Source organism: Kitasatospora sp. NPDC085464, from assembly GCF_044541955.1.
Taxonomy (GTDB): domain Bacteria; phylum Actinomycetota; class Actinomycetes; order Streptomycetales; family Streptomycetaceae; genus Kitasatospora.
Genome location: NZ_JBITTM010000054.1, coordinates 1 through 15,159, shown reverse-complemented (window position 1 = coordinate 15,159; position 15,159 = coordinate 1). Strand labels below are relative to the sequence as shown.

Below are 15,159 nucleotides of genomic sequence, written 5' to 3'. Positions count from 1 at the left end.
GGGCCCGATCGGCCGCGGCTGCCCTGCCCGTCCCGTCCCGCCATGCCCCGTCCCGTCCCGCCCTGGGCGCCGTTCCCTCAACACGACGGGACCTCGCCCGCGCCGACCGGGCCCCTCCCGTGCCCGCCAGCCGTCCCTCAGGTGCGTTCGAAGCCGTGGCCGCGCCCGATGACCTCGAAGCCCCGGCGGGCGTACCACTCCCGCGGCCAGTCGTCGGACTCCGCGATCAGGAAGCGCGTGGCGCAGCCCGCGTCCGCCGCGCGGCTCAGCCCGGCGGCCAGGACGGCGTCGGCGTGGCCGCGCCGGCGGTGCGCCTCGGCGGTCATCAGGTCCTCGATCTGGGCGATCCCGAGGGCGGGTTCGAGGTAGAGGTCGCTCCAGGCCGCGACCTCGCCGTTCTCCGCCCGCGAGCCGAGGAAGCGGACGCGTTCGGCTCCGCGGCGGGTCGTCACGCGTCGCTCGACCAGCAGGTGGATCACCTCCTCGTCGGCGTCCGGCAGTGCCGTCCGCCAGCTCGCCGCGAGCGGCTCGCGGAGTGCCGCCAGGCCGACCTCCTCGACGGTGCGGCCGTCGCGGGCGGCGGGGACCGGGCCGGCGTGCAGCATCACCAGGTAGGTGCTGTGCCGGTACCCGGCCCGCTCGAAGGGCCCGACGCACGCCACGCCGAAGTCGTCGTCCAGGACGGACGCGACGCGGAAGGGCCGCTCGCCCATCACCTCGTCGACGACGCCGGGCAGGGCGGCCGGCTCCGCGTCGGTCCGGTCAACCACGACCTGGTTGTTCGACCACGAGCCCGCGAAGCGGTCGTCGAACACCGCGAACCCGCCCTGGAGTTCGACCGTGCGCTCGGCCCGCCGACGCGCGAACCCGGCCAGGAAGGCGTTGATCCGCCGCAGCTCGTCATCCGACATGCCGCGCACTCTACGGGCTCCCCGCCCGGCCCGGGCCCGCTCCCCGCAACTCGCCCCCCGCACACCCCCCGGGCGGGAACTCGCCCGGGGGCACTGCGTGATCCCGTCGAAGGACCGACCTCCGGTTGACAGGCCCCTCGGCGACGAAGCTACTTTGAGTAGCATACGAATCACTCATCGTGGTCATCAGCACTGCCCACTCCCCCGAGGAACACCATGGAGAACCCCGTCATCGAAGGCACCGCCGGCGATCGCGCCCGCTGGCAGACCTGCCGACAACTGGCGCGTGAACTGCTGCTGGTCGGTCCGGACGACAAGGACCTGAAGCTGCGCTACCTCGACGTCCTGATCAAGGACGGCATCCCGGCGACGGACGAGCCCAAGGACGTGCTGATCATCGGCGCGGGCATCGCCGGGCTGGTCGCCGGGAAGCTGCTCAAGGACGCCGGACACAACGTCACCATCCTGGAGGCCAACGCCAACCGGACCGGCGGGCGGATCAAGACCTTCCGGTCCACCGACGACGAACTCGACGGGCCGTTCTACGACCCCCGGCAGTACGCGGAGGCCGGGGCGATGCGGCTGCCCAGCTTCCACCCGCTCACCCTGGCGCTGGTCGACAGCCTCGGCCTGCAGCGGCAGCTGTTCTTCAACGTCGACGTCGATCCGGACACCGGCAACCAGAACGCGCCCGTCCCGCCGGTGGTCTACGAGTCCTTCGAGCCCGGCAAGGTCTGGAAGTACGGCGCGGACAGCCCGGACTTCCGCGAACCGGCCAAGCGCTTCAACTCCTGGATCCGCACGAACCGGATCCAGGCCCGCCGCAAGGAGTACGCGGCCGACCCCAGCTGCATCAACGAGGGCTTCCACCTCACCGGCGACGAGGTGCGGATCACCGCCGCCGACATGGTCAACCAGGCCCTGGAGCCGGTTCGCGACTACTACTCGGAGATCAAGGACGGCAAGCGGGTGAACAAGCCGTTCGCCGAGTGGCTGGACGGCTGGGCCCGGGTGATCCGCGACTTCGACGGCTACTCGATGGGCCGCTTCCTGCGCGAGTACGCGGGCTTCAGCGACGAGGCCATCGAGGCGATCGGCACGATCGAGAACATGACCTCGCGGCTGCACCTGGCCTTCTTCCACACCTTCCTGGGCCGCAGCGACATCAACCCGAACGCCACCTACTGGGAGATCGAGGGCGGCAGCTGGAAGCTGCCCGAAGCGCTCGCCGACGAGCTCCGCGACGAACTGCGGATGGGCCGGCGGATGATCCGGATGGAGTACTGGGACTCGCGCCGGGACGGCGGCGGAGCCCGGGAGGTGGGCCCGATCGGGCCGCAGGTCGCCGTCAGCACCGTTCCCGAGGACGACCCGGAGGCCGAACCCACGGTCTGGAAGGGCGACTTCGCGATCGTCACCGTCCCGTTCTCCGCCCTGCGGTTCGTCCAGGTGACACCGCCGTTCTCCTACAAGAAGCGCCGGGCGATCATCGAGACCCACTACGACCAGGCCACCAAGGTGCTGCTGGAGTTCTCCCGCCGGTGGTGGGAGTTCACCGAGGCGGACTGGAAGGTCGAACTCGACTCCATCGCCCCCGGCCTGTACGAGTACTACCAGCGGGCGGGCGAGGACGACGCCGAGGCGGCCGTCGCCGCCGCCCACAACGGCCACCGGCCCCCGCGCAACCTGCCGGAGGTGCTGCTCGGCGCGCACGCGAGCGTGGACGAGCGCCGGATCGGCCAGGGCCAGCGGGAGGTCTACCAGCACACCCCGCTGCTCCGGGCGAGCGTGCGCCCCGCCACCGACTGCTTCGGCGGCGGCTCGACCACCGACAACCCGAACCGCTTCATGTACTACCCCTCGCACCCGGTGCCCGAGGGCGACGGCGGCGGCGTGGTCCTGGCGAGCTACAGCTGGTCGGACGACGCGGTGCGCTGGGACTCCATGGAGGACGACGAGCGGTACGTGTACGCGTTGCGCAACCTCCAGTCGGTGCACGGCCGCCGGATCGAGGTGTTCTACACCGGCTACGGACAGACCCAGAGCTGGCTGCGCGACCCGTACGCCTTCGGCGAGGCGGCGGTGTACACCCCCCACCAGATGACCAGCTTCCACCTCGACGTGATGAAGCCGGAGGGCCCGGTGCACTTCGCCGGCGAGCACGTCTCGTTCAAGCACGCCTGGATCGAGGGCGCGGTGGAGACCGCCGTCCGGTCGGCCATGGCGGTGCACGAGGCCCCGCCGCCGCCGGCCCGGGCGGAACCGGAGCTCCGGCCCGAGGCCCGGGCCCGGGAGGAAGGACGGTCGGAGAGCCGACAGGAGGCACTGCGCGGATGAGCGGCGACGAATGGACGGTGGCCCGCTACCTGGCCACCCGGCTGGAGCAGTTGGGCGTCAAGTACCTGTTCGGGGTGCCGGGGGACTTCCTCGGCCCGTTCCTGACGATCATGCAGTCCACCACCGGCGTGCGCTGGATCGGCACCCCCACCGAGATGGGCGGCGGCTACGCGGCCGACGCCTACGCCCGGGTGCGGGCCGCCGACATCGACCCGGCCACGGGCGAACAGGCCGTCGGCGCCGTCGCGGTGACCTACGGGGTGGGCGCGTTCAGCCTGCTCAACACCGTCGGCGGCGCGTACGTCGAGGACGTGCCGCTGATCGCGATCAACGCCGCGCCCTCCTACGAGCAGTGGCTCAACCAGCAGGCGGTCGGCCTGCTCACCTCGCACATGAGCACGCGCCGGGAGAGCAACCTGGAGGTCTACCGGCAGGTCACGGTGGACGCACAGGTGCTCTCCAACCCGGGCCTCGCGCCCTCGCAGATCGACAGCGCGATCACCGCGTGCCTCACCGAGCGCAAGCCGGTCTACCTGGAGGTGATGGAGGACCTCTGGCACGCACCGTGCGCGCCTCCGCAGGGCGAACTCCGCGCCCACGAGCGGCCGTTCACCCAGCGGAACGAGGAGATGCTGGAGAAGGCGGTCGCGGCCGCGGTGGAGCTGATCGAGGCGTTCGGCACCCCGATCGTGTGGGCCGGCGAGGAACTGGTCCGCAAGCGGCTGGAGGACGAGCTGCTGGACTTCGTGCAGGCCACCCGGATGCAGTTCTGCACCACGGTCGGCGCGAAGTCCGTGGTGTCCGAACGGCACCCGCTGTTCGCCGGCGTCTACAACGGGAAGGCGAGCCTGCCGGAGATCCGGGCGACCTTCAAGAACGCCGGGTGCCGGATCGGCCTGGGCACCTGGTCCACGTCCAAGAACCTCGGCGGCGAGCAGTCGATCGGCGACGACTGGATCGTGGCGGCCCGCGACGGTGTCAGCGTCGGCGCCAAGTACTTCCCCGAGATCCAACTCGGCCGTTTCGTCCGGGCGTTGCGCGACGCACTGGGCGGCAGGACCTTCGCCGCCGACCACTTCGCACTGGCGCACGCGGCGGGCCTGGACGTCCCGGCCAGCACGGCCGACTTCCTGGACTCGCTGAGCAGCGACCAGTACCCGGCGGAGCTGACCTACGACAGCTTCTTCGAGCACATGAACCACTTCCTGGAGCACCGGGCCACCGGCGGGGACCCGCAGGCCCCCTCGCCGTTCACGGTGGTCTCGGACGCCGCCTTCGCGCTCCTCGGCTCGATGAACCTGCGGATCACCGAGCGGGCCGGCTTCCTGGCCCAGAACAGCTGGCTGTCCATCGGCTACTCCGTCGGCGCCGCCACCGGCGTGGCGCTGGGCCGCCAGCAGCCGCTGAAGCGCCCGCTCGTGTTCGTCGGGGACGGCTCCTTCCAGGAGATCTGCCAGGAGCTGTCCACCCAGGTGCGCCACCACCTGCGGCCGGTGGTCTTCGTCCTGGACAACGAGGGCTTCTACGGCATCGAGCAGATGCTGGTCAGCCCCTGCTACTACAAGGAGAAGCCGTCCAACGGCGCCGACTTCTACAACGTGCTGCACCCGTGGCGCTACGAGATGCTGGCCGAGGTGTTCGGCACCGAGAAGGACCGGATGCACGGGCGCGAACTCACCACCCACGCCGAGCTCGAATCGCTCCTGACGGAGATCGCCGATCCCGGCAACGACCTCAACCACGCGCCGATCCTGGCCCGGGTCCGGCTCAGCCGGCACGACTACCCGAGGGCCCTGCAGTACCGGATCGACGAGAAGTGCCCGTAGCCCCGCGCCTGACCGGGGCGTACCCCTGACCAGGGCGTACGCCTGACCGCGCCGCGCGCATCGGCCCCCGTCCCCGACGGGGGCCGATGCGCGCGAGGTCGGAGAGGAACTCGTCGAGGTTCGAGCCCGGTTCCACGTCTACTGCCCCACCCCGGTGAGCGCGCGGACCTGGAGCTCCTCGAACCCGCGCCGGTCCGACTCCTCGTCGCGGCGGCGGCGGCCGCCGAGCAGGGAGCCGAGGACGGCGGCCCCGAACCCGACCGGGATCGAGACGACGCCCGGGTTCTGCAGCGGGACGGGCGCGGTGGCGGTGCAGGAGATCAGCGCCGTGGCGTTGCCGACCTGCTTGCTGGACGCCTCCACGCCGCAGTCCTTCGCCTGTGCGGCCGTCAGCTTCACGGCGTGGACCGTGCCGGTCGCGCCGCCCCAGCAGATCGGGGAGAGCAGCACCACGCCGATCGAGCCGACCAGGCCCGCGTAGATGCCGCACTTGGCGCCGAAGGTGGTGAAGCGCTTCCAGAACAGGGTCAGCAGGATCGCCGGCAGATTGGCCGAGGCCGCGATCGCGAAGGCCAGGGCCACCAGGAACGTGACGTTGAGGTCCCTGGCGAAGATCGACAGGGCGACCGCGACCGCACCGATGACCACGGCGGCGATCTTCGCCGTGACCAGTTCCTGCCGCTCGGTGGCCGTGCCCTTGCGGATGACGCTGGCGTACAGGTCATGGGCGAACGACGACGACGAGGTGAGGGTGAGCCCGGCGACGACCGCGAGGATGGTGGCGAACGCCACCGCCGCGACGAAGGCGAGCATCAGCGAGCCGCCGGTGGTCCCCGCGCCACCGCCGAGGTGCTCGGCCAGCAGGGTGGCGGCGGTGTTGCCGGACGGGTCCTTCTCCTTGATCGTCGTCGTGCCGACCAGCGCGGCCGCCCCGAAGCCGAGCACCAGGGTCATCAGGTAGAAGACCCCGATGATGCCGATCGCCCAGTTCACCGACTTGCGCGCGTCGCGGCCGGTCGGGACGGTGTAGAAGCGGACCAGGACGTGCGGAAGCGCCGCGGTGCCCAGCACCAGGGCGATGCCGAGGCTGACCAGGTCGAGCTTCGACCAGCCGTCGGTGGCCCCGTACTTCAGGCCCGGCCGCAGGAACGCCTCCCCCTTCTTGGACGCCGTGGCGGCGTCCCCGAGCAGGTGACCGAGGTCGAACCCGTACTTCGCCAGCACCCACAGGGTCATCACGGCCGCGCCCGCCATCAGCAGCACCGCCTTGACGATCTGCACCCAGGTGGTGCCCTTCATCCCGCCGACCACGACGTAGACGATCATCAGGGCGCCGACCCCGACGATGGTCCAGATCTGCGCGGAGGCGCCCTTGACGTCGAGCAGCTGCCCCACGATCGTCGCCGCGCCGACCATCTGCGCGATCAGGTAGAAGATCGAGACCACGATGGTCGACACACCCGCGGCGGTCCGCACCGGCCCGCTGCGCAGCCGCGCGGCCAGCACGTCGGCCATGGTGAACCGCCCGGTGTTGCGCAGCAGTTCGGCCACCATCAGCAGCGCGACCAGCCAGGCGACCAGGAAGCCGATCGAGTAGAGGAAGCCGTCGTAGCCGGAGAGCGCGATGATCCCGGCGATGCCGAGGAAGGAGGCCGCCGACAGGTAGTCGCCCGAGATCGCGATCCCGTTCTGCAGCGCGGAGAACTGGCCGCCGCCGGTGTAGAAGCCGCCGGTGCCGCGGGTGCTGCGCCGCGCCCGGAGGGTGATGGCGAGGGTCACCGCCACCAGGGCGACGAACAGGCCGATGGTCAGGCCCTTGTGCGATGCCGAGGCCGCCGCGGCGGTGGCGGTGGGAAGGTGCTGGGTCATGTCCGGTTCTCCGTCGGTTCCTGGTCGCCGCCGGGGCCTGCCGGGCCCGGGGTGGTCGGACGGCACGCCGCCGCGCTGCGCAGGGCCGCGGCCGGCGGGTCCAACCGCCGGGCGGCGAATCGGCCGTAGGCCAGGGCGATGCCGAAGGTCGAGACGAACTGCAGCAGTCCGAGGACCAGCGCCAGGTTGACGTGTCCGACGACCTCGGTCGCCATGAGGTCGCGGGCGAAGGCCGAGCAGAGGACGTACGCCAGGTACCAGAGCAGGAACGCCGCCGTCACCGGGAAGACGAACCTGCGGTACGCGGTGCGCAGTTCGACGAAGCGCGGATCGTCGGCGATCCGGGGTGTGTCACCGCACGACGGCGCGGCCGGGTCGATCATGGGAATCCTTCTGAGCCGTGAGGAACGTGCCAACGGCCCGGACGGTAGGAGTCCGTGGTAGACAAGCGGTCAACGCGCGGTCGGCGACGCCCCCGGCCCGCTCGACGGTGCCGCCCGCGCCGCCTGCTCGGAACCGTTGACAGTGCCGCACGGGGCTCCTAGCGTGGCGCAGTCGATTACCCGCCGGTAGGGACTGCTGCACGTAGGGACTGTTGATGGCCGAGACCCGCCCGTACGACCTCGTCCTGTTCGGAGCCACCGGATTCACCGGCGGGCTCACCGCCGAGTACCTCGCCCGGACCGCGCCCGAGGGCTGCCGCTGGGCGCTCGCCGGGCGGGACGGGCGCAGGCTCGCCGCCGTCCGGACGCGGCTGGCGACGATCGACCCGCGCTGCGCCGACCTCCCGCTGCTGGTCGCGGACGCCGCGGACCGCGCGGCGCTGCGCGAGGTGGCCGCCTCGGCCCGGGTGGTGGTCTCCACCGTCGGCCCGTACCTGCGGCACGGCGAGCCGCTGGTCGCGGCCTGCGCCGACAGCGGCACCGACTACGTGGACCTCACCGGCGAGCCGGAGTTCGTCGACCGGATGTACCTCCGGCACCACGAGCGGGCGGTGGCCACCGGCGCACGGCTGGTGCACGCCTGCGGCTTCGACTCGGTGCCGCACGACCTCGGCGTGCTGTTCACCGTCGACGAACTGCTGCACCGCGGCGGCCCGGCGGCCCGGGTGTCGGTCGAGGGCTTCGTCCGCGTCGGCGGCACCGTCTCCGGCGGCACCTTCGCCTCCGCGATGACGGCCCTCTCCCGGCCGAGGGCGATGGCCCGGGCCGCCCGGGAGCGCCGCGCGGTCGAGCCCCGGCCGAAGGGCCGGCTGGTCCGCACCCCGGCCGGCCGGCCGCACCGGTCGCGGACGGCCCGCGCCTGGGCGGTGCCGATGCCCACGATCGACCCGCAGGTGGTGTCCCGCTCGGCCGCCGCGCTGGACGAGTACGGCCCGGACTTCGGTTACGCGCACTACGCGGCGGTACGGCGCCTGCCGGTCGCCCTCGGCGGTGTCGCCGCGGTGGCGGCGCTCGCCCTCGCCGCCCAGCTGCCGCCGCTGCGCCGGGCCCTGGGGCGGCTGCGCGCGCCCGGCGCCGGGCCGAGCGCGGAGCAGCGGGCACGGTCCTGGTTCGCCGTCCGGTTCGTGGCCCGGGCGGAGGGCGGGCGGACGGTCCTCACCGAGGTGTCCGGGGGCGATCCCGGCTACCAGGAGACCGCGAAGATGCTGGCGGAGTCGGCGCTGTGCCTGGCGTACGACGACCTGCCGCCGCTGGCGGGGCAGCTGACCACGGCGGTGGCGATGGGCCGGCCGCTGATCGACCGGCTGGTCGCGGCGGGGATCTCCTTCCGGGTGCTGGAGACTCCGCCGCCGACCGCGCCCGGCCGGTAGCGTCGCGGGCGGCAGGTGGCCGTCGGCGTCGACCCGCCGAACCCCCAGCCCCTGCTACGCGTGCGCCCCGGCGGCGGCCGCCGCGAGCGCGGCCACCTGCGGCTTGCGGATGTCGGAGTGCGCACCGGAGAACGGTTCGCCCTCCACGTTGTCGATGACGGCGGCGGCGTTCACTCGGTAGAAGGACCCGGGCACGAAGCCGTACGCGGCTCCGCCGTCGGCGGGCATCACCCGGTCCTCGGACGGTGCCACGGCCTGGTACCCGTCCGCGCCCATGCCGTCCCAGCGCCCGGCGACGTCGGCCTCGGAGTCCTGGCGGGCGAGGAAGGAGGCCTTCGGGTACCACACGCCGACCGCCCAGTCGTGGACGCTGAAGGTGGAGACGAGCGGGCCGTGCACCCGGTCCGCGAAGGTGTTCAGCGCGCCCGCGCTGCCGAAGGGGTTGTCCTGGGCGTGGGCGAAGGACCAGTGCGAGAACGCCCCCTGGATCAGCAGCAGGGAGGCGACCGGGCTGTCGGCCGGCGCACCGACCCCGGCCAGGGCGAAGGAGACCAGCCGGGCACCGAAGCTGTGCCCGAGCAGGTGCACCCGCAGGCCGGGCGCGCGGGCGTGCAGGGCGGCGAGCAGCGGCCCGAGGCCGGTCCGGCCGATGTCGCCGGCCCGGGCCTTCATGACCGAGTACGAGAGCACCCGCAGCGCGTCCTTCGCCCCGGTCACGGCGTGCCGGAACCAGTCGCCGATGCCCTGCGTGGAGGAGCCGGGCGGCGCGCTGCCGAAGGCCTCGGCGGCCGCCTGGTACGCCGTCTTCGGGTCGGCGTCCTGCAGCAGCGCCTGCTCGCCCGAGTCCTCGAACGTGCCGTCGGGCGCGGGCGGCGGCACCAGTGACCGGACCAACTGGTGGATCCGCACCAGCCGTTGCTCCTTGACCTCGACGGTCTCGTCCGAGCCGACCGCCGCCACCCCCTCGTCGATGAGCCGGCCGAGGTCCGTCACCGTCTGCTGCTGCGCCGGGTCGGCGAAGCCCTGGACCAGCGACGCGGCGATGTCGGCCCCGGAGACGGCCGCCGTTCCGGCGCTGAGGTCCACCACGGCACCGTCCCCGGCCTGCGGCGCGGCGGCCGCCGCCGGCGGGGTGGCCGGCGTGGGCGGGAACCAAAGCGAGGGCCAGTAGACGCCCGCGAATCCGACCGTGCCGAGGCTCGCCGCGTCGCTCACGGCCTCCCGGATCAGCGGGAACATCGCGTCGTAGAGCTCGCGGGCGCTCTGCTGGGCGGTGCCCCATCCGTGGCTGAAGACGAACAGGTCCTGCACCCCCTCGGCGGTGACCTGGTCGAGGAAGTCCGCCGCCGCGGGGGCGGTCAGCAGCCCCTGCGCGTCGAAGGTGACGTCCCACACGGGCTCGTTCGTCGGCAGTCGTCTCATCGCGCGTGACCTTTCGGGTGGCCTTTCGAGTGGCCTTTCGAGTGGCCGTTCGGGTGGCCGTTCGTCCGTCCGTCAGACATTCGCCAGCATCCGCATCAGGTCCACCAGCCCCGCCCCCTGCGCGTAGCGCTCCCGGCCGAGGTCGGTGGCGGAGGCGGTGAGCAGGCTCTTGACCTGCTGCGGCCGGCCGATGAACTCCGGGCGGGCGGAGAGGAAGGCCGCGATCACACCCGAGACGTGCGGCGCCGCCATCGAGGTGCCGGACTGCTCGGCGTACGTCAGCAGGCTCGCCGGCAGCGGGTCCCCCGGGGCCGGGGTCAGCCCGGCGGTGGCCCGGACCTTGCCGCTGGCCGCCGAGGCGATCCACTCGCCGGGCGCCACGACGTCGGGTTTCATCCGCCCGTCGAGCGTCGGGCCCTTTCCCGAGGTCCACGTGACGCCGAACGCGTGCGGAGCCTCCCGGTGGGTGGAACCGACCGCGATGCAGTCCTCGGTGTGCGCCGGTTCGGTGATCGAGCCCATGACGGCCGAGGTGTCCGCGGTGTCCCGGGACGTGCTCCGGGCACCGAAGTTGCCGGCGGAGACCACCACGACCACACCGGAGGCGACCACCTGGCCCACCGCCTGGCACAGCGGCGACTGGCCCGCGGCGTACTGGTCGGGCCGCCACTCGCAACCGAGGCTCATGTTGACGCCGTGCACCCGCAGCACCGCCGGGTCCACGTTGACCTCGGTCCGCAGGTAGGTCAGCGCGCGGATGACCGCGCTGGAGGACGTCACGTAGGTGCCCTGGCTGCTGAGCCTCATCACCTTGATGCTGACCAGTTCGCAGGCCGGCGCCATCCCCGACAGCCGATCCGCTCCGGCCCTGGCGACGAACCCGCCGTCCCCGGGCTCGTCCGGCGTGGCCACCCGCGGTGTCATGCCGTCCGGGGTGCAGCCCGCGATGATGCCGGCGACGTGCGTGCCGTGCCCGCTGTCGTCCACGAGCGGCGACGCCGGGGCCCCGGCCGCCGCTCCGCCGGGCGGCTGCGCCACCGGGTCGGCCGGGTTCACCAGGAAGCTGAAGTCCCGGTGCAGGCCGCTGGTCCGCCCCTGCGGTAAGTCCTCGCCGCGCCCCTCGGCCGCGAGCTCCAGCCCGGAGAAGTGCGGGTGGGTCGCGTCGATGCCGCTGTCGATGACCGCCCAGACGATCCCGCTCCCGCGCGCGTCGTAGGCGCGCCAGGCGGCGTTGGCCTTCACCGTGGGTGCGGAGCGGTCGATCTGCGGGTGCAGCAGGTAGTCCGGCCACACCCGGAAGACGGTCGGCGGTCGCCCGGTGCGGGCGGCGGAGCGGCGGTCGTCCTCCACCAGCTCGCCGAGGTCCGCCCGGGACAGGACGGTCTGGTACAGCTTCGGCGCGACCAGTGCGAGCCCCGGGGGCACCTCGGGCTGCACGTGGCTCCCCGACGTGACCTCGTCGGGCCACTGCCCGCGGGACCGTCCCGCGTAGCGCTCCCAGAGCGCGTAGAACTCGTCGCGGACCACCTGCAGCCCGCCGGGGTAGCGCAGGTTCAGCTCGATCAGCATCGGCACCTGCTGCTCCGGGTCGACCTCCTCGACGGCCCCGAGCATGAGCCCCGGCGGGGAGCCGGGCTCGCTCCCGGGCGCGGGCCCGGGCCGGGAGAGGTTGAGGTCACCCACGATGGGCGAGCGGAAGGGGCTCTCGGGCTCGTACGCCATGGCCGTCCCTACAGCCCGCTCGGCCAGGTGTAGCCGCTCGGCACCTGGACGCCGGCGTCCTCCGCGGCCGTGCCGTAGACCAGGGCGATCTCGTCGTGGTCGTGCAGCAGGAGCGCGGCCGGGTCGCCGTCGGTCTGCTTGCCGTTGACGTAGGTCTTCAGTGTGTGGGTGGCGTCGGTCTTCAGGCCGCCGAGGTGGTCGGCGGAGGCGGAGACCTGCCATTCGGTGAGGAACTGCCCGAGGCTGAAGTCCGCGTGCACCGGCGACTCGACGTGGATGATGCCGGTGGTGTCGTGGGTGTGCAGCGGGCTGATCTGCTGGGCGGCCTCGTCCACGCCGATCAGCGCCGGCACCTCGACGGGCTTGCCGTCCGCCAGGACGTCCAGGTGGGTGTGGATGTGCAGCGCCGAGCCCTCCGTGCCGAGCATCGGCAGCCCGGCCGCCGCCACCGCGGCCGCGACGTCGCTCGGCGCGTCCCACGGCGGCGGCGTGGTGCGGCCCTCGGCCGTGATCCGCGGCTGCGCCGGGATCCCGTGCGAGGAACCGGACGAGCCCTGGTTCGTCGCGATCACGGCGGCGATCCCGCCGACCGCCGCCACGGCGACCAGGCCGATCGTGCCGCGCACCAGCCACCGCCGGCGCCGCTCCCGGCGGGCTTCCGCGGCCCGGAAGGCCGCCGTGTGGGCCCTGCGGTCGGCCGGATCCGGCTTCCGCCCCGGTTCCCGCTCAGACATCCGTACGGACCTCCTCGCGCGCGGCGGTGCCGCTCGGCACCGCTCCATCAGCCTGACAGAGGCGGATGCGATCGGCTCGTCGAGGACCGCAGGGGCCGGCCCGGAATCCGCACCGGAATCCGCACCGGAATCCGCGCACGCCTATTGACTACCAGTCCAACAGTGGCGATTCTCATCACACCGAGTGCGCGGTCCATGACAGCCGGCCCGGAAGGGTCGGTCCGCGCCCCGGACGGGCCCGCGCGTGGCCGTGCCACCCCCTCACCTCGGACACGGGTGGTGACCATGCACCGACTCCCCCACGGCAGACGCGGACTCGTCGCACTGCTGGCCGCACTCCTCACCCTCGCCGCCATGGCGCTCGCCGGGCCGGCGCCCGCCGCGGCGGGCGGGACGGACTGGTGGAACCCGACCGCACGCCCCGCGCCCGACTCGCAGATCGGCGTCACGGGCGAACCGTTCCGCGGCACCGACGCCCAGGGGCGGGTCCGGGGCTTCGTCGACGCGCACGACCACATCATGGCCAACGAGGCGTTCGGCGGGCGGCTGATCTGCGGCAAGTCCTTCTCCGAAGCCGGGATCGCGGACGCGCTGAAGGACTGCCCCGAGCACTACCCCGACGGCTCGCTCGCCATCTTCGACTTCATCACCAAGGGCGGCGACGGCAAGCACGACCCGGTCGGCTGGCCGACCTTCAAGGACTGGCCGGCTCACGACTCGCTCACCCACCAGCAGAACTACTACGCCTGGATCGAACGGGCCTGGCGCGGCGGCCAGCGGGTGCTGGTCAACGACCTGGTCACCAACGGGGTGATCTGCTCGGTCTACTTCTTCAAGGACCGCAGCTGCGACGAGATGACCTCCATCCGCCTCCAGGCGCAGAAGACGTACGAGCTGCAGGCCTACGTCGACACGATGTACGGCGGGCCGGGCAAGGGCTGGTTCCGGATCGTCACGGACAGCGCGCAGGCCCGCGAGGTCATCGAGCAGGGCAAGCTGGCCGTGATCCTCGGCGTGGAGACCTCCGAGCCCTTCGGCTGCAAGCAGATCCTCGACGTCGCCCAGTGCAGCAGGGCCGACATCGACCGCGGCCTGGACGAGCTGTACGGGCTGGGCGTGCGCAGCATGTTCCTCTGCCACAAGTTCGACAACGCGCTCTGCGGGGTGCGCTTCGACGAGGGCGCGCTCGGGACGGCGATCAACGTCGGGCAGTTCCTGTCGACCGGCACCTTCTGGAAGACCGAGCAGTGCGCCGGGCCGCAGCACGACAACCCGATCGGCCTCGCCCCGGCGCCCGAGGCGCAGCAGCAGCTCCCGGCGGGGGTCGCGGTGCCGGCCTACGCCGGCGGCGCCCAGTGCAACACGCGCGGGCTGACCGATCTCGGCGAGTACGCGGTGCGCGGAATGATGAAACGCAAGATGATGCTCGAAGTCGACCACATGAGCGTCAAGGCGGCCGCGCGCTCGTTCGACATCCTGGAGTCGGAGTCCTACCCGGGCGTGATCTCCTCGCACAGCTGGATGGACCTCGACTGGATCGAGCGGGTCTACAAGCTCGGCGGCTTCGTCGCCCAGTACATGAACGGCGCCGAGGCGTTCAGCGCCGAGGCCAAGCGGACCGACGCGCTGCGCGACAAGTACAACGTGGGGTACGGCTACGGCACCGACATGAACGGCGTCGGCGGCTGGCCCGGCCCGCGCGGGGCGGACACCGCCAACCCGGTGCGCTACCCGTTCCGCAGCGCGGACGGCGGGTCCCTGATCGACCGCCAGACCACCGGCTCGCGCACCTGGGACATCAACACGGACGGCGCCGCCCACTACGGCCTGGTGCCGGACTGGCTGGAGGACATCCGGCAGGTCGGCGGCCAGGGCGTGGTGGACGACCTCTTCCGCGGCGCCGAGTCCTACCTCACCACGTGGGGGGCCGCGGAGCGGCACCGGTCGACGGAGAACCTGGCGGCGAACCGCCCGGCCACCGCCAGCACCACCGAGTGGTGGAACCCGTTCGTCAGCTACGCGCCCGGCCGGGCGGTGGACGGCGACCCGGGCACCCGCTGGGCCAGCGAGTGGAGCGACGACCAGTGGTTCCAGGTCGACCTCGGTTCCACCGGCCTGGTCGGGCGGGTCACGCTGGACTGGGAACGCGCCTACGGGCGGGCGTACCGGATCGAGGTCTCCACCGACGGGAGCACCTGGCGGTCGGTGTGGTCCACCACGACCGGGGACGGCGGCCTGGACACCGCACGGTTCCCCGGCGTCCCGGCCCGGTACGTCCGCGTGCAGGGCGTGCAGCGCGGCACCCAGTGGGGGTACTCGTTGCACGAGGTCGGCGTGTACAGCAGCTAGCCCGGCTTCGGAGCCCCGCCGACGGGGCGGGGCCGGGCCGGGGAGCGGGCGGGGGGGGGGGGCCCCCCGGGGGGGGGGGGCCCCCCCCCCCGGGGGGGGGGGGGGGGGCCCCAACAAAAACAAACCGCGGCCCCCCCCCCCACAACCCCCGGGGGCGCACCAAAAAATAAAAAAAG

Annotated in this window: 10 protein-coding genes; 4 read left to right on the top strand and 6 right to left on the bottom strand. The window is 72.7% G+C overall.

The window, feature by feature from the left end:
* Nucleotides 1–137: 137 nt before the first annotated feature.
* Entirely contained in the window at nt 138–911 is a 774-nt protein-coding gene (locus ACIGG8_RS35360; protein ID WP_396552725.1) for a GNAT family N-acetyltransferase, read from the bottom strand.
* 216 nt (nt 912–1,127) lie between these two features.
* Between ACIGG8_RS35360 and ACIGG8_RS35355 the strand changes: the two genes are divergently transcribed.
* On the top strand, nt 1,128–3,248 hold the full coding sequence (locus ACIGG8_RS35355) for a flavin monoamine oxidase family protein (RefSeq protein WP_396552724.1): 2,121 nt from the start codon (nt 1,128–1,130) through the stop codon (nt 3,246–3,248).
* Nucleotides 3,245–5,074, top strand: coding sequence for an alpha-keto acid decarboxylase family protein (locus tag ACIGG8_RS35350; RefSeq protein WP_396552723.1), 1,830 nt, complete (start codon nt 3,245–3,247; stop codon nt 5,072–5,074). The genes ACIGG8_RS35355 and ACIGG8_RS35350 overlap by 4 nt, the downstream gene beginning before the upstream one ends.
* 138 nt (nt 5,075–5,212) lie before the next feature.
* Here the strand turns inward: ACIGG8_RS35350 and ACIGG8_RS35345 are convergent, their stop codons facing one another.
* On the bottom strand, nt 5,213–6,943 hold the full coding sequence (locus ACIGG8_RS35345) for a cation acetate symporter (protein ID WP_396552722.1): 1,731 nt from the start codon (nt 6,941–6,943) through the stop codon (nt 5,213–5,215).
* Nucleotides 6,940–7,326, bottom strand: a complete 387-nt coding sequence (locus tag ACIGG8_RS35340; protein ID WP_396552721.1) for a DUF485 domain-containing protein — start codon at nt 7,324–7,326, stop codon at nt 6,940–6,942. The genes ACIGG8_RS35345 and ACIGG8_RS35340 overlap by 4 nt, the downstream gene beginning before the upstream one ends.
* Before the next feature lie 215 nt (nt 7,327–7,541).
* Here ACIGG8_RS35340 and ACIGG8_RS35335 point away from each other — a divergent pair, with 215 nt between their 5' ends.
* Nucleotides 7,542–8,756 (top strand): saccharopine dehydrogenase family protein, encoded by a 1,215-nt coding sequence (locus ACIGG8_RS35335; protein ID WP_396552720.1) that lies wholly within the window; start codon nt 7,542–7,544, stop codon nt 8,754–8,756.
* Nucleotides 8,757–8,810: 54 nt separating this feature from the next.
* On the opposite strand, the gene ACIGG8_RS35330 is transcribed toward ACIGG8_RS35335, so the two are convergent.
* The 3 genes from ACIGG8_RS35330 to ACIGG8_RS35320 form a co-directional block, all read right to left on the bottom strand.
* Nucleotides 8,811–10,178, bottom strand: coding sequence for a hypothetical protein (locus ACIGG8_RS35330; RefSeq protein WP_396552719.1), 1,368 nt, complete (start codon nt 10,176–10,178; stop codon nt 8,811–8,813).
* A gap of 72 nt (nt 10,179–10,250) precedes the next feature.
* A complete protein-coding gene (locus ACIGG8_RS35325; protein WP_396552718.1) occupies nt 10,251–11,900 on the bottom strand; it encodes a S8 family serine peptidase in 1,650 nt (549 codons plus the stop codon).
* Nucleotides 11,901–11,908: 8 nt separating this feature from the next.
* Nucleotides 11,909–12,634 (bottom strand): hypothetical protein, encoded by a 726-nt coding sequence (locus ACIGG8_RS35320; protein WP_396552717.1) that lies wholly within the window; start codon nt 12,632–12,634, stop codon nt 11,909–11,911.
* A 285-nt stretch (nt 12,635–12,919) separates the two neighbouring features.
* Between ACIGG8_RS35320 and ACIGG8_RS35315 the strand changes: the two genes are divergently transcribed.
* Nucleotides 12,920–14,983, top strand: a complete 2,064-nt coding sequence (locus ACIGG8_RS35315) for a discoidin domain-containing protein (protein WP_396552716.1) — start codon at nt 12,920–12,922, stop codon at nt 14,981–14,983.
* The last annotated feature ends 176 nt before the right edge of the window (nt 14,984–15,159 follow it).

Excerpts from the sequence above, each read along its gene's own strand:
- ACIGG8_RS35315 (WP_396552716.1), top strand. The coding sequence starts at position 12,920 with ATGCACCGACTCCCCCACGGCAGACGCGGACTCGTCGCACTGCTGGCC.
- ACIGG8_RS35345 (WP_396552722.1), bottom strand. The coding sequence starts at position 6,943 with ATGACCCAGCACCTTCCCACCGCCACCGCCGCGGCGGCCTCGGCATCG.
- ACIGG8_RS35325 (WP_396552718.1), bottom strand. The coding sequence starts at position 11,900 with ATGGCGTACGAGCCCGAGAGCCCCTTCCGCTCGCCCATCGTGGGTGAC.
- ACIGG8_RS35360 (WP_396552725.1), bottom strand. The coding sequence starts at position 911 with ATGTCGGATGACGAGCTGCGGCGGATCAACGCCTTCCTGGCCGGGTTC.
- ACIGG8_RS35330 (WP_396552719.1), bottom strand. The coding sequence starts at position 10,178 with ATGAGACGACTGCCGACGAACGAGCCCGTGTGGGACGTCACCTTCGAC.
- ACIGG8_RS35335 (WP_396552720.1), top strand. The coding sequence starts at position 7,542 with ATGGCCGAGACCCGCCCGTACGACCTCGTCCTGTTCGGAGCCACCGGA.
- ACIGG8_RS35355 (WP_396552724.1), top strand. The coding sequence starts at position 1,128 with ATGGAGAACCCCGTCATCGAAGGCACCGCCGGCGATCGCGCCCGCTGG.
- ACIGG8_RS35320 (WP_396552717.1), bottom strand. The coding sequence starts at position 12,634 with ATGTCTGAGCGGGAACCGGGGCGGAAGCCGGATCCGGCCGACCGCAGG.
- ACIGG8_RS35350 (WP_396552723.1), top strand. The coding sequence starts at position 3,245 with ATGAGCGGCGACGAATGGACGGTGGCCCGCTACCTGGCCACCCGGCTG.
- ACIGG8_RS35340 (WP_396552721.1), bottom strand. The coding sequence starts at position 7,326 with ATGATCGACCCGGCCGCGCCGTCGTGCGGTGACACACCCCGGATCGCC.